Source organism: Providencia sp. PROV202 (genome assembly GCF_028479565.1).
In the GTDB taxonomy this organism is placed as follows: domain Bacteria; phylum Pseudomonadota; class Gammaproteobacteria; order Enterobacterales; family Enterobacteriaceae; genus Providencia; species Providencia zhijiangensis.
In genome coordinates, this window is record NZ_JAMPNV010000019.1 from 145,954 (window position 1) to 161,235 (window position 15,282).

The window sequence follows — 15,282 nt, forward strand, 5'->3', positions numbered from 1 at the left end:
CACCTCGTCGTGGGAACTCTCTCTTAAACTCTTTCGCTACTGATCGGTTTTCTTATTTAGCCCCAAGCGTGCCTTGATATCCGCTAAAGCGGACTGCCCTTTTTGCATTCGCTCTTCGGCGGTAACCACTTTTCGTTGCTGCTCCCACACCAAATCATCTTGCGGTAATTCCATCAAAAAGCGGCTCAGTTCAGGGCGGATCAGTTCGCCGTATTGGCGACGCTCGCGGCTATGAGTAAAGAATAACTCTCGCTGCGCTCGCGTAATTCCCACGTAAGCCAGTCGACGCTCTTCATCAATATTATTTTCATCAATACTACTTTGATGAGGCAATAATCCCTCTTCCATTCCAACTAAGAAAACATAAGGAAATTCAAGACCTTTAGATGCGTGCAATGTCATCAACTGAACTTGATCTGAATCTTCATCATCTTCTCCACGTTCCATCATATCGCGCAGCGTAAAGCGAGTGACAACCTGATTGAGCGTCATTGGATCATTCAGCTCATCCCCTTCAATCATTTCGCTCATCCATGTAAACAATTGATTGACGTTTTTCATTCGCATTTCGGCGGCTTTGGTACTGGCTGAGGTTTCATACAACCAACTCTCGTAGTCCATTTCCCGTAAAAGATCCCGTACCGCTATCAATGGTTCACGCTCCGAAATCCGGACTATCCCTTCCATCCAATGAGTGAAACGCTGCAACGCTTCCAAACCTTTCCCTGTTAAAGTCTGTTCCAGACCTAAGTCAAAGCTGGCATGATATAAGCTTTTGCCTCGCTGATTTGCCCATTCTCCCAATTTTTGGATAGTTTTAGGGCCAATTTCTCGGCGTGGCGTATTCACAATACGTAAAAAAGCACTGTCATCTTCAGGGTTAGTCAGCACCCGCAAATAAGCTAAAAGATCTTTAATTTCAGGACGTGAGAAAAAGGATGTCCCTCCCGAAATTCGGTAAGGAATACGGTTTTGCATCAGCATTTTTTCAAAAATACGTGACTGATGATTACCTCGATACAAGATCGCATAATCTTTATATTGGGTTTTATTAATAAAGTGGTGAGCAATTAATTCACCGATCACGCGTTCCGCTTCATGGTCTTCATTATTGGCTGTCAGCACCTTTAATGGCGCCCCATAACCCAATTCAGAAAATAATTTTTTCTCGAAGACATGAGGGTTATTAGCAATCAAAATGTTGGCTGCTTTCAAAATACGGCCTGATGAGCGGTAATTTTGCTCCAGTTTAATCACATTCAGTTTTGGAAAATCTTGGCTGAGTAACACTAAGTTTTGCGGCCTCGCACCACGCCAAGAATAAATAGACTGGTCATCATCACCAACGACCGTAAAGCGGGCACGGCTGCCCACGAGTAATTTCACTAACTGATACTGACTGGTGTTCGTATCTTGGTATTCATCCACCAGCAAATAACGAATTTTTTGCTGCCAACGCTCACGGACTTCTTCATTATGATAAAGCAGCAATGTTGGTTTGCTGATTAAGTCATCAAAATCCAAGACATTACAGCTTTTTAAATGCAGCTCATAGCGACGATAGCACTCAGCAAAATGGTGCTCTTTTTCAGTTCTCGCTTGCCCGACCACTTGCTGCGGAGAGATCAGATCGTTTTTCCAATTTGAGATCGCAGAGATCAGCTGTTGAAGAAGATCTTTATCTTCCTCAAGCAGATCAAATGTGAGTTCTTTGAGTAACGCCATTTGGTCTTGGTCATCAAACAAAGAAAAATTGGCTTTGATCCCTAACGCTTTATATTCGCGTTTGATAATTTCCAGTCCCAAAGTATGGAATGTGGAAATGATTAACCCTCGGGCTTCTTTTTTACCTAATGTTTGCCCCACACGCTCTTTCATTTCGCGCGCGGCTTTATTGGTAAATGTCACTGCCGCAATTTGCCGAGGCTGATAACCACAATGGCGGATCAGATGCGCAATTTTATTGGTAATAACCCGTGTTTTACCTGAGCCTGCCCCTGCCAAAACAAGGCACGGACCATCTACATATTCAACTGCCTGTTGCTGGCTAGGATTTAATCGCATGGTTTTTTACGTCACTCTCTAATGCTAAAAGATGCAACCCGAATTGTAGCAGAAACCAAACCTCACAGAAAAATAACTGAGCTAACAGTCGACAATCTAAAGTAATTAAGATCATAGAAGCAAAAAAGCCGCACCATAAAATGGCACGACTTCAATTTTATACTTAAAATAATCTCAATTAGCTTCCTCTAAATCATTTGTACTAGAGGAAGGCGGCAAACAAAACTATCCCTAGGAGCATACAAAAGTATGTGACTAGGGTAGTTTAGTGAAGCCAACGCACCTATAGTACGAAGGATGACGAGGAATTATTGTGCGCTAGAAATCTTCTTCATATCCGTCATATAACCACGCAAAGTCTTACCGATTTTCTCAATAGGATGATTACGGATAGCTTCGTTGATATCACGTAATTGCGCGTTATCTGTCCCATTATCTGCAACTGGTTTCGCTAAATCACCTGCTTGTAACTTGGTCATAAACTCTTTCAGCATTGGAACTGCTGCGAATGAGAACAGGTAGTTACCGTACTCTGCAGTATCCGAGATAACCACGTTCATTTCATATAAACGCTTACGTGCAATTGTGTTAGCAATCAATGGCAGCTCATGCAGTGATTCATAATATGCTGACTCTTCTAAGATACCCGCTTCCAACATAGTATCGAACGCTAACTCAACACCCGCTTTAACCATCGCAACTAACAGAACACCGTGGTCGAAATATTCTTGCTCTGCAATTTTACCTGCAAATTCTGGGTAGTTTTCAAAAGACGATTTACCAGTCTCTTCGCGCCATGTCAGTAAGTTTTTATCATTATTCGCCCAGTCCGCCATCATTGTTGATGAAAACTCACCAGAAATAATATCATCCATATGTTTTTGGAACAGTGGCGCTAAAATGGTTTTCAGCTGCTCTGATAAAGCATAAGCACGAATTTTCGCTGGGTTAGACAAGCGATCCATCATCAGAGTGATACCACCCTGCTTCAGCGCTTCAGTGATTGTTTCCCAACCAAACTGAATTAATTTTCCTGCATAGCCTGGCTCTACGCCATCGGCAACCATTTTGTCATAGCTCAGTAGCGCCCCCGCCTGCAACATGCCGCACAGAATGGTTTGTTCACCCATTAAGTCAGACTTAACTTCAGCAACGAAAGAGGACTCTAGAACGCCCGCACGATGGCCACCAGTTGCTGCTGCCCATGCTTTCGCAATCGCCATACCCTCACCTTTCGGATCATTTTCAGGGTGAACTGCGATCAACGTTGGAACACCAAAGCCACGCTTATACTCTTCACGAACTTCGGTACCTGGACATTTTGGAGCAACCATCACAACAGTGATGTCTTTACGGATTTCTTCACCAACTTCAACGATGTTAAAACCGTGAGAATAACCTAACGCAGCACCTTGTTTCATCATTGGCTGAACCGCACGAACAACGGTAGAGTGTTGTTTGTCTGGCGTTAAGTTAACAACTAAATCTGCTTCAGGGATCAGTTCTTCATAAGTCCCAACTTTGAAGCCATTTTCTGTCGCTTTACGCCATGATGCACGTTTTTCTGCGATCGCTTCTGGGCGCAAAGCATAAGCGATATCTAAACCAGAGTCGCGCATGTTCAAACCTTGGTTCAGACCTTGAGCACCACAACCGACGATGACGATTTTTTTACCTTTCAGATAGCCAGCTTCATCCGCAAATTCTTCGCGTTTCATGAAACGACACTTGCCTAATTGCGCTAACTGCTCACGTAAATTCAATGTATTAAAATAATTCGCCATGGTCTTACTCCATTATTCGGTCAGTGTTCTGTTGTGTTCGTATTATCAGGCAACTTCGTTACCTGTTGCTCATTATTGAGCAGTTATGGATTTACTATATGCGATGATGAGCATTGCTTAAATTGATATATTAACAATATAATGTTGCAATATTTGCAACGTCAATCAAGGTATCATCAGAGGGCAAAATGGATATTCGTGATCTACAACTGTTTTTGCACTTAGCTGAAAGCTGCCACTTTGGTCGCACATCAAAAGCCATGCATGTCAGTCCATCCACACTATCAAGACAAATTCAGCGTTTGGAAGATCAACTGGGTCATCCACTATTTATCCGTGATAACCGCTCGGTGAAACTGACCCAAGCGGGTGAGCATCTCAAACAGTTTGCCCAACAAACATTGTTGCAATATCAGCAGCTAAAGCATGCGCTTAATCAGCAAAGTCCATCATTAAGCGGTGAATTACGCCTATTTTGCTCTGTCACTGCTGCTTATAGTCATTTACCTCAAGTGCTTGATAAATTTCGCGCTTTGCATCCGCTCGTTGAAATAAAGCTCACCACGGGCGATGCCGCAGATGCCGTTGAAAAAGTCGAAACCAAAGAGGCGGATTTAGGCATCGCAGGTAAACCTGAAAAATTGCCAGATAACGTGCGATTCGCCAAAATTGGGGAAATTCCCCTTGTACTTATTGCCCCATCACTACCTTGCGCAGTACGGAGTATGGTGACTGAAGAGGAGCCGGATTGGTCTACGGTACCGTTCATTCTTCCTGAACATGGCCCTTCTCGTAAACGTATTGAATTATGGTTTAAGCGTCATCGAATCCATAACCCTGTAATTTATGCGACGGTTTCGGGTCATGAAGCCATTGTGTCTATGGTGGCATTGGGCTGTGGTATTGCATTAATACCAAGTGTCGTCGTTGATAATAGCCCCGAGCCTGTCCGTAGCCGTGTATCTCAACTCGATAATATTTCGATGGTAGAACCATTTGAACTTGGCGTTTGCCTACTCAGCAAACGCCTAAGTGAACCATTAATTAAGGCATTTTGGGAATTGCTCCCAGAACACTCAATCTAATGTTCTTTTGCTATCTTGCGGCGCTAGGAAGAAACGGAATGACGGATTTCCCGTTTCATCATGATATTCATATCCTAGTGCATCAAGATGGCGATCAAAGCGCACTTCTGGACCAGAAAGCTCAAAGGCCGCCAGCACTCGCCCATAGTCTGTTCCGTGACTACGATAATGAAATAGCGTGATATTCCAGTGAGTTCCCAGTGTTTCTAGGAACTTCAATAATGCCCCTGGAGATTCAGGAAACTCAAAGCTATACAATTTTTCATCTAATGGCTTCGATGGTCGCCCACCTATCATATAACGCACATGCAGCTTCGCCATTTCATCATCCGATAAATCAGCCACTTCATAACCATTATTTTGCAGCCCTTGAATGATGTCATGCCGCTCTTGTTCACCGCCATTTAAGCGAACACCCACAAAAATGCAGGCTCGCTCTGGATCAGCATCTGTATAACGATAATTAAACTCAGTGATTGAGCGGTTACCAAGCAATTGGCAGAATCGCAAAAAACTGCCTTTCTGTTCAGGAATAGTCACTGCAAGCAGCGCTTCTCGTTGTTCACCTAATTCGCAACGTTCGGATACATAACGTAAACCATGGAAGTTCATGTTGGCGCCTGACAGAATATGCGCCAGCCTTTCACCTTTAATGTTATGTTGCTGAACATATTTTTTCAGCCCCGCCAGCGCTAATGCCCCCGAAGGTTCTGCAATCGCTCTCACATCCTCAAAAATGTCCTTCAGTGCGGCACAAATTGCATCACTATCCACCGTGATCACATCATCGACATACTGCTGACATAGTCGAAAGGTTTCATCGCCAATGCGTTTCACGGCAACGCCTTCCGCAAATAAACCAACACGAGGGAGATCAACTGGATGGCCAGCTTCTAATGCTGCTTTGAGACAAGCTGCATCTTCAGCTTCTACACCGATAATTTTAATTTCAGGCATTAACTGTTTGATTAATACAGCGACGCCAGCAATCAATCCACCACCCCCAACAGGCACAAAAATACGGTCGAGGTGTGCATCCTGCTGAAGAAGCTCAAGTGCAATAGTCGCTTGACCCGCTATCACAGACGGATGGTCAAACGGTGGTACAAAGGTATATCCTTCGCGTTTTGCCATCTCAATCGCGTGAGCTTTAGCCTCGTCAAAATTTGCACCGTATAAAATAGCCTCTCCACCAAAGCTGCGAACAGCATCCACTTTGATATCTGCGGTTGCCACCGGCATAACAATCTTGGCTTTAATGCCGACGCGATTAGCTGATAATGCAACACCCTGCGCATGGTTTCCCGCTGATGCAGTAACTACACCTTTGGCTTTTTGCTCTTCAGTCAGCCCTGCAATCATGGCGTAAGCACCACGTAACTTAAAACTATGAACTGGCTGTCTATCTTCGCGTTTGACTAAAATGGTGTTTCCCATACGCGAAGAGAGTTTGCTCATTTCCTGAAGCGGTGTCACTTGCGCCGCTTCATAGACTGGCGCACTGAGCGCCGCCTTTAGATAGTCGGCACCTGTCGGTGCCGCTGGTAATGGTTTTGCGGCTGCCACAATTAGCCTCCTAATTTAGACTTATCGCGTACAGCGCCTTTATCCGCACTCGTCGCCAAAGAAGCATAAGCGCGTAAAGCGAAAGAAACCTCACGTTGACGGTTACGCGGAGTATAGGCTTTATCTCCACGCGCTAATTCCGCTTCACGACGTTTTGCCAGCTCACTGTCGTTAACATCTAGGGACATGGTACGTTTTGGAATATTGATATCGATAATATCCCCATCTTGTACCAGAGCCAGTAATCCACCGCTTGCCGCTTCAGGAGAGATATGTCCGATAGATAAACCTGAACTTCCACCGGAGAAACGCCCATCGGTGATCAGTGCACAATCTTTGCCTAATCCCATCGATTTCAGATAGGAAGTTGGGTACAACATTTCTTGCATACCCGGTCCGCCTTTAGGGCCTTCATAGCGGATGACGACAACATCACCAGCGACAACTTTTCCACCTAAAATTGCCTCTACCGCATCATCTTGGCTTTCAAACACTTTTGCAGGCCCACGGAAAGTTAAGCTACCTTCATCAACCCCTGCTGTTTTCACAATACAACCATCTTCAGCGATATTTCCAGCAAGTACCGCCAAGCCACCATCCAAGCTATAAGCATGTTCGAGGTTACGGATACAACCATTTTCACGGTCAGTATCCAGTGATGGCCAACGGCAATTCTGAGAAAATGCTTGGGTGGTACGAATACCCGCAGGTCCCGCTGAGAACATAGACCTTACAGATTCATCATTCGTCAACATAACATCGTACTGAGCCAATGTTTCTGGTAATGAAAGGCCTAAAATATTCTTCACATCTTCCTGCAATAAACCTGCACGACTCAGCTCCCCAAGAATACCAATCACGCCACCAGCACGGTGTACATCTTCCATATGATATTTTTGGGTGCTTGGTGCAACTTTACATAAATGAGGGACTTGGCGAGATAAGCGGTCGATATCATCCATGGTGAAATCCACTTCCGCTTCTTGCGCAGCCGCCAGCAAATGCAGAACAGTATTTGTGGAGCCACCCATCGCGATATCTAATGTCATCGCATTTTCAAACGCGGCTTTTGTTGCGATATTACGCGGTAATGCGCTCTCATCATTCTGCTCATAATAACGTTTAGTCAGTTCAACAATTCGCTTACCTGCGTTGATAAATAACGTTTTACGATCAGCGTGAGTCGCAAGTAATGAACCATTTCCTGGCTGAGAAAGACCTAATGCCTCAGTTAAACAGTTCATTGAGTTCGCAGTAAACATTCCTGAGCATGACCCACACGTTGGACATGCTGAACGTTCAATTTTTTCACTATCTTCATCACTGACATTTGGGTTTGCACCTTGGATCATCGCATCCACAAGGTCAAGTTTGATGATTTGATCTGAAAGCTTGGTTTTTCCTGCTTCCATTGGTCCGCCAGAAACAAAGATCACGGGAATGTTCAGGCGTAAAGACGCCATTAACATGCCTGGGGTAATTTTGTCACAGTTGGAGATACAGACCATGGCATCTGCACAGTGCGCATTCACCATATATTCCACAGAATCAGCAATTAGCTCTCGGGAAGGTAAGGAATACAGCATACCGCCATGCCCCATCGCAATCCCGTCATCCACCGCAATAGTGTTAAACTCTTTCGCGACGCCGCCCGCTTGTTCTATTTGTTCTGCGACGAGTTTACCTAAATCACGTAAATGTACATGACCTGGAACAAACTGAGTAAATGAGTTTACAACGGCAATAATTGGCTTACCAAAATCATCATCGGTCATACCTGTCGCGCGCCATAATGCTCGCGCACCTGCCATATTACGGCCATGAGTGGTTGTTGCTGAACGGTACTTAGGCATATCTTAACTCCCGAGTTTTAAAACAGGCGGGGAACGACCGCCTGTAATTTATAGTATTTAATTATTGAGGGTTTACTGGATCTAACCAGCCCCATTTATCTTCTGTTGTACCGTTAAATAAACCAAAGAATGCTTGCTGAATTTTCTTCGTCACAGGACCACAACGACCGATACCAACTTGGATACCATCAACACTGCGAACTGGAGTGATTTCAGCAGCTGTTCCTGTCATAAAGACTTCATCCGCTAAGTACAGAGATTCACGAGACAGCGTTTGTTCACGCACTTCGATTCCCATATCTTTCGCCAATGTCAAAATGGCATCGCGGGTGATCCCCGGTAATGCTGATGAAGTAAACGGTGGCGTGTACAGAATGCCATCTTTCACTTCAAAGATATTCTCGCCTGCGCCTTCAGAAAGATAACCATGAACATCCAGCGCGATACCTTCTTGGTAACCATGACGACGCGCTTCGCTACCAACCAATAATGAAGATAGGTAGTTACCACCTGCTTTTGCACCAGTAGGAATAGTATTTGGTGCAACACGATTCCATGAAGAGACCATTGCATCAATTCCTTGGTCTAATGCCTCTTCACCTAAATACGCCCCCCAAGGGAATGCGGCTAAAATGACATCAGTACTGTAGCCATCTGGTGGATTCACGCCCATGCCCACATCACCAATGAAAACTAATGGACGAATATAGGCACTGACTAAGTTATTTTTACGCAGAGTTGCACGACAAGCTTCCATTAACTCATCGACGCTGTAGCTGACTGGCATACGGTAAATTTTCGCAGAATCATGTAAACGCTGCATGTGTTCACGATGACGGAAAACAACAGGTCCTTTGTGTGAATCATAGCAACGGACGCCTTCAAATACGGAGGTACCGTAATGCAGAGCGTGAGACATTACATGAACTTTAGCATCTGCCCATGGCGTCATTTCACCGTTAAACCAAATAAAGTCAGCTTTCTTAGTCATTTTATCTATTCCTTACATTGCACTTTGTGTGCGTAATAGTCGCGATTCTTGTTGTTTTATTTCAACTTCAGTGATATCAGCCAGCTTCGTTAACTGTGCACATAACTGTGCCAACGGTCTCTGGCTACTGACAGTCAATTCGATACTTACATTATCACTATCTGATAATTGATCCACATTCATAGAACTAATCCGAAATCCACGATGGCGAGTCACTCGCAAAATACGCTCTAAAACCTCGGGGCGGAAACGGGCTAATATCGAGAGTTGATGCTGCATCATAACGGTTTCTCCATCATTTTTTCGTTACTAGCCCCTGGTGGAACCAATGGCCAGACATTTTCTAATTCATTAATTGATACCTGTAATAAAAACGCACCTTCACTTGTCAGTAGCTCATCGAGTGCTGCGTCCACTTCTGATTTACATGTAATACGGCGACCTTGAATACCAAAAGCGCTCGCTAAAGCAACAAAGTCTGGGTTGTCAGTTAAAATGGTTTCACTGTAGCGTTGCTCGAAAAATAGCTCTTGCCATTGACGAACCATTCCTAAACGTTGGTTATCTAACAATAAAATCTTAACGGGTAACTGTTTGCGTTTAATCGTTCCTAGTTCTTGTACATTCATCATGAAAGAGCCATCGCCAGAGATACAAAGAACGGTATCTTCAGGGCGAGCAACCTGCGCACCCACCGCTGCTGGGATCCCAAAGCCCATCGTCCCTAACCCGCTTGATGTTAAAAAATTCTCTGGTCCATCAACAACAATATGTTGAGCAGACCACATTTGGTGCTGGCCAACATCTGTTGTCACAACAGTATTGGGCTTCATTTTGTCTGATAGTTGTTTCAGCAATAATGGGGCGTAGATGGGTTCACCTGGGTGGTCATAACGCCAACCAAACTCCTGCTTAAGTTGTTGAACTTCTTCCTGCCAACTCGTGATATTTTTTGTCACCATCAATTGAGGTAATAACGCTTTCGCATCACCCAATAGTGCAACATGAGTTTGACGTAATTTATCCAATTCAACGTGATCGATATCGATATGAATAACTTTCGCATTCGGAGCAAACGTGTTTAATTTACCTGTGACTCTATCGTCAAAACGCGCACCAACTGCGATGAGTAAATCACAACGTTGCACTGAAATATTGGCAGCTTTCGTACCGTGCATCCCCAACATACCGAGATAGTTTTTATCTGCTGGATGCACTGCACCTAAACCTTTCAAGGTGACAACTGATGGGATCTTTGTCTGTTCGATAAAGGCTCTCAATTCAGTTACAGCCCCAGACATCCCGACTCCACCACCAATGTACAACATTGGTTTTTCTGACTGCTCCAACAGCATTCTTGCTTGCTGAATTGCATCCTCAGAAGTCGAGTCTTGTTGCTCTACAGGCATTAAATAGGGGGATAAATCTGCATGTTGCAGCTGAATATCTTTCGGAATATCAATCAGTACTGGCCCAGGACGCCCACTATTTGCGATTGCGAAAGCTTCAGCGAGAATACGAGGTAAGTCCTCTATGGATTCCACCAAAAAACTATGTTTTGTACAGGCCAGAGATAACCCTAAAACATCAATTTCCTGAAAGGCATCTGTACCAATAAACTCTGAAGCTACCTGCCCTGTTATAGCAACAACAGGGACGGAGTCGAGCAATGCGTCAGCCAACCCTGTAATCACGTTTGTTGCTCCAGGGCCTGAGGTCGCAATGCAAACACCTGTTTTTCCTGTCGAACGAGCATATCCGATGGCTGCGATAACTGCACCTTGCTCATGGCGACACAACAAATGTTCCACGCCACCATCGTACAATGCGTCATAAACAGGCATGATAGCGCCACCTGGATATCCAAAAACAGTATCAACGCCTTGTGTCCTTAATGCTTGAACTAACCACTGTGCTCCGTTCATGTTTATCACCTATCTGCCTTTGTTTATTTGCTTGTATTTATTATGTTTTTATTATCTTTGTTGGTTTGCATAAATTTTATGTCAAAAAAAACCCCGCGCCTTTCGGTGCGGGGTTCTCGTAAGATTTGGCTACTATTTCAGCCTTCGTCGTCCAAGTGCAGCCCCGCACGGTGGGATAATAATCACCACCACGCTAATAATTAGGCTAATCACTTGGATGAATTTGTTCATGTGTTTAATCTTTTCAACTTTAATCGTTATCTTTATTAAAGAGTTATCATTTTAAAATTACTTTGACAACCCTTATTTATTTTTTTAATGATTAAGTTTTTTATCTCATTTAAATTCAATGAATTACAAAGAATTCAGACTAAACAACTATTAATAAAGTAAAAATCCAGCGATTAGCAATAATATTCACCCATGATTCAGCTCAACTCTCTGCCTCTGATTTAGCGAAATGTACGCCATCATGCCTATCCAAAAAATTAACTTAATTTAACCAATTTGCTGTTGAAACTATTATTATTCAAAAAATAAAATGAATGTAACTAGCTAAATTAAAGGCTTCAAAGCGCTTCGAAAAAAAATGAAACATCGTGCAATTAAACAATTTAATTATCGAGTCGCTTCGCAGATATCGGAATCGCAATAGGAAAATACGTCTAATCCATAACAGAATATTATGCTAGCCAATCAAGGAGATGATTTATGACGTTAGCGATTGTTTACACTCGAGCATCTATTGGATTAGACGCTCCACTTGTCACTGTTGAAGCGCATATTAGTAATGGACTACCGGGGTTAACTTTAGTTGGCTTACCAGAAACGGCAGTTAAAGAAGCGCGAGATAGAGTACGGAGTGCTATGGTTAATAGCGGCTATGAATATCCTGTAAAAAAGATGACGGTAAACTTAGCGCCAGCAGATTTACCGAAGGAAAGTGGTCGCTATGATTTAGCTATTGCGATTGCAATACTTGCTGCATCCGGACAAATTCCTGATCAGTTATTAGAGCGCCATGAGTTTCTTGGTGAATTAGCGCTCTCCGGAGATATACGTTATGTCAACGGCGGGATCCCTGCCGCTCAAGCGGCAATAAGTCAAAATAGGCAATTAATTCTATCGAAAGATAATCAATATCAACTCAGTTTATTAGCTGATAGCAGCGTCAGTTTTGCCACATCTTTACTGGAACTTTGTCATTACTTGCATCAAAAAAGTACACTATCGACTAATCAACAAGTTATTCAACATGCTTATCCCTCTGACTATGAAAACGATATTTGCGATATCATAGGCCAAGAGCAAGGAAAGCGAGCATTAGAAATCAGCGCTGCAGGTGGGCACAATTTATTATTGCTAGGTCCTCCCGGTACAGGTAAAACTATGTTAGCTCACCGGTTGATAACTTTACTGCCGTCCTTAACGCCTCAAGAAGCTCTAGAAGTCATGGCATTACATAGCCTTAGCCAAACCATGGAAACCATAGATAAGTGGCCTACACGACCATTTAGATGCCCTCACCACAATACATCAATGACCGCATTGATTGGTGGTGGTTCATTACCTAAGCCAGGAGAGATATCCCTCGCCCATCACGGTATATTATTTTTAGATGAATTACCTGAATTCACACGCTCTGTATTAGACTCTTTACGAGAACCACTAGAATCTCATCAAATTATCATTTCAAGAGCAAAGGCTAAGGTGTGTTTTCCTGCTAACTTCCAATTAATCGCCGCCCTGAACCCTAGCCCCACAGGGCATTACCAAGGAGAAATGAGTCGTTCCTCTCCAGCGAAAGTACTACGTTACTTATCACGCGTTTCAGGGCCATTCTTAGATAGGTTTGATCTCTCTATTGAGATACCTTTACTCCCTCTAGGTACTTTAAGCCAGCAAACGCATCAAGGCGAAACTAGCAAACAAATTCGCTTACGAGTTATTGAAGCAAGAAACCAACAAATCAATCGAGCTGGTAAAAGTAATAGTCAGCTAACCGCAAGTGAAACAACAAAAACCTGCCTACTGGCCACTGAGGATGCACTATTCTTAGAGAATGCACTTAATAAACTAGGGCTATCTATTCGTGCTTGGCACAGAATTCTTAGAGTTTCTAGAACAATTGCAGATCTTAATTATTCACCGAATATACAACGGGAACATTTACTAGAGGCGCTAGGGTATCGAGCAATGGATAAGTTATTGCTTCATTTGCAAAAACAAGTAAGCTGAAGGAATTAAGGCAAAAGTTAATGATTAGACATAAACAACAAAAGGGACCGAAGTCCCTATTTGTTTTAATGCTTATACTGTTTTAATACTAATGAAATTAATCATCCGTATCGGTATAGTCTTCTGTTGGATCTATCTGTGGCTTACCGCCTGATAGTGTATGGAAGCGCTTCGGACGATTAATTCTGCTAGAATATTTCACCCATACCTTTTCTTCAAGGGTTGTAGGTTCGCGCTCTCCACGGCAAACAGCGACGAATAATTTTTCTTCTTCTGTTTGCGCTGCGCGTTTTCCTGTATCAAGCTCATTGAAAGCTTGGCCATGACGTTCTAGCAACTGAGCTTCTTTGATGGTGAAATCACCATGACGAGAAAAGCCACGTGGGTAATGTTTATTATCAAAAAAACGATTAGTCGTGATGAAGCTATCTGCCATCTGACACACTCCTAACTGATTACGGTCAACTCTATATGGCGCGGAGTATTAGACAGCATTGACAATCTGTAAAACAAAACATTTAAATCATCACGACAAAAATTATTGGAGATACGTGTGGACAGCGAGTTATTAAGAACTTTTTTAGAAGTCAGTAGAACCAGACACTTCGGCAGAGCCGCAGAATCTCTCTACTTAACCCAGTCTGCCGTTAGCTTTCGTATCAGACAGTTAGAAACACAATTAGGCACAAGCCTATTCACACGACACCGTAATAATATTCGTTTAACTGCTGCTGGAGAACGTTTAGTTCCCTATGCTGAATCTTTAATGAATACATGGCTTCAAGCCAAAAAAGAGATCACACACGCATCCCAACATACAGAACTGTCTATTGGCGCTACGTCATCATTATGGGAAAGCTATCTCACTGGCTGGTTAGAGGTTCTATATAGCCAACATGATGAACTACGATTAGAAGCGCGCGTTTCCACACGTCAATCACTCGTAAAACAGTTACATTCTAGAGAATTAGACTTACTGATAGCGATCGAACCACCAAAAATGGATGAATTTGAAAGTACCATCATTGGTTCTATTCAACTTCAATTAATGGCTTCCCAAAAGAACATAGCCCTTACTCAATATAATTTTATCAAGTTAGAATGGGGAGCTGATTTTCATCCCAAAAATGAGCCAACTCTACTGCAAGATGATTCCCCTGTAATGATTACGACGTCTGCAGAAATTACGCGTCAATTATTGCCTGTGTCGCTTTCAGCGGCATTTTTACCAGCACATTGGCTCCAACATTATCCAACGTTAAAAACACTCTCAAATAACGTTATTATTAAGCCTTTATATGCCATTTGGCTGAAAAAAAATGATCAGCAAGTCCTCATTAATCAACTTATTAAAACACCAATACCAAACACACAATAGGCATTAAAGAATTCAAAAATAGGGCGAGCTATCGCCCTTTTTTATTGCAAATATATGTCTCTTAGATGGAATAATACTTAAAAGTAGATATGAAGATATGAAGATATGAAGATATGAAGATATGAAGATATGAAGATATGAAGATATGAAGATATGAAGATATGAAGATATGAAGATATGAAGATATGAAGATATGAAAAATACTAAGAAATTTCACAGTTAGGAAGAAAATTAAGGGATCCAAAAAGAAAAACCCGATTAATATAATCGGGTTATCAATAGATACTTCTTTTATTATTACTTAATTGGTAACTGGCAGGGGCGGAGAGACTCGAACTCCCAACACCCGGTTTTGGAGACCGGTGCTCTACCAATTGAACTACGCCCCTAAATTAAGT

At 42.9% G+C, this 15,282-nt stretch carries 12 protein-coding genes and 1 tRNA gene; 3 read left to right on the forward strand and 10 right to left on the reverse strand.

Features of this window, described 5'->3' with window-relative positions; genetic code table 11:
• Window positions 1–36: 36 nt before the first annotated feature.
• Both rep and ilvC read right to left on the reverse strand, forming a co-directional pair.
• A complete protein-coding gene (rep, locus tag PR799_RS14905) occupies window positions 37–2,064 on the reverse strand; it encodes a DNA helicase Rep (RefSeq protein WP_154628882.1) in 2,028 nt (675 codons plus the stop codon).
• A gap of 308 nt (window positions 2,065–2,372) precedes the next feature.
• On the reverse strand, window positions 2,373–3,848 hold the full coding sequence (gene ilvC, locus PR799_RS14910; protein WP_154628883.1) for a ketol-acid reductoisomerase: 1,476 nt from the start codon (window positions 3,846–3,848) through the stop codon (window positions 2,373–2,375).
• Window positions 3,849–4,036: 188 nt separating this feature from the next.
• Between ilvC and ilvY the strand changes: the two genes are divergently transcribed.
• Window positions 4,037–4,933: an HTH-type transcriptional activator IlvY gene (gene ilvY, locus PR799_RS14915; protein WP_154603095.1), complete on the forward strand. Its 897-nt coding sequence runs from the start codon at window positions 4,037–4,039 to the stop codon at window positions 4,931–4,933.
• On the opposite strand, the gene ilvA is transcribed toward ilvY, so the two are convergent.
• The 6 genes from ilvA to ilvL form a co-directional block, all read right to left on the reverse strand.
• Window positions 4,925–6,499, reverse strand: coding sequence for a threonine ammonia-lyase, biosynthetic (gene ilvA, locus PR799_RS14920; protein WP_272522596.1), 1,575 nt, complete (start codon window positions 6,497–6,499; stop codon window positions 4,925–4,927). The two genes, ilvY and ilvA, sit on opposite strands and share 9 nt — an antisense overlap.
• Window positions 6,500–6,501: 2 nt before the next feature.
• Window positions 6,502–8,352 (reverse strand): dihydroxy-acid dehydratase, encoded by a 1,851-nt coding sequence (ilvD, locus tag PR799_RS14925; RefSeq protein WP_154628884.1) that lies wholly within the window; start codon window positions 8,350–8,352, stop codon window positions 6,502–6,504.
• A gap of 61 nt (window positions 8,353–8,413) precedes the next feature.
• The gene (locus PR799_RS14930; protein ID WP_006658220.1) at window positions 8,414–9,343 is read right to left on the reverse strand and encodes a branched-chain amino acid transaminase; all 930 of its coding nucleotides are present in this window, start codon (window positions 9,341–9,343) and stop codon (window positions 8,414–8,416) included.
• Window positions 9,344–9,355: 12 nt separating this feature from the next.
• A complete protein-coding gene (gene ilvM, locus PR799_RS14935; RefSeq protein WP_036948778.1) occupies window positions 9,356–9,625 on the reverse strand; it encodes an acetolactate synthase 2 small subunit in 270 nt (89 codons plus the stop codon).
• The gene (gene ilvG / locus PR799_RS14940) at window positions 9,622–11,268 is read right to left on the reverse strand and encodes an acetolactate synthase 2 catalytic subunit (protein WP_154628885.1); all 1,647 of its coding nucleotides are present in this window, start codon (window positions 11,266–11,268) and stop codon (window positions 9,622–9,624) included. The genes ilvM and ilvG overlap by 4 nt, the downstream gene beginning before the upstream one ends.
• Before the next feature lie 132 nt (window positions 11,269–11,400).
• Entirely contained in the window at window positions 11,401–11,499 is a 99-nt protein-coding gene (ilvL, locus tag PR799_RS14945; RefSeq protein WP_112837475.1) for an ilv operon leader peptide, read from the reverse strand.
• Window positions 11,500–11,979: 480 nt separating this feature from the next.
• Here ilvL and PR799_RS14950 point away from each other — a divergent pair, with 480 nt between their 5' ends.
• Window positions 11,980–13,506, forward strand: a complete 1,527-nt coding sequence (locus PR799_RS14950) for a YifB family Mg chelatase-like AAA ATPase (protein ID WP_272522598.1) — start codon at window positions 11,980–11,982, stop codon at window positions 13,504–13,506.
• A 97-nt stretch (window positions 13,507–13,603) separates the two neighbouring features.
• Here the strand turns inward: PR799_RS14950 and PR799_RS14955 are convergent, their stop codons facing one another.
• Complete coding sequence (locus PR799_RS14955; protein WP_154603099.1) at window positions 13,604–13,942, reverse strand: DUF413 domain-containing protein; 339 nt, start codon at window positions 13,940–13,942, stop codon at window positions 13,604–13,606.
• Between the two features lie 111 nt (window positions 13,943–14,053).
• Between PR799_RS14955 and hdfR the strand changes: the two genes are divergently transcribed.
• Complete coding sequence (gene hdfR, locus PR799_RS14960) at window positions 14,054–14,884, forward strand: HTH-type transcriptional regulator HdfR (protein ID WP_272522603.1); 831 nt, start codon at window positions 14,054–14,056, stop codon at window positions 14,882–14,884.
• A gap of 313 nt (window positions 14,885–15,197) precedes the next feature.
• Here hdfR and PR799_RS14965 read toward each other — a convergent pair.
• Window positions 15,198–15,273 (reverse strand) — tRNA-Trp (locus PR799_RS14965).
• Window positions 15,274–15,282: the final 9 nt, after the last annotated feature.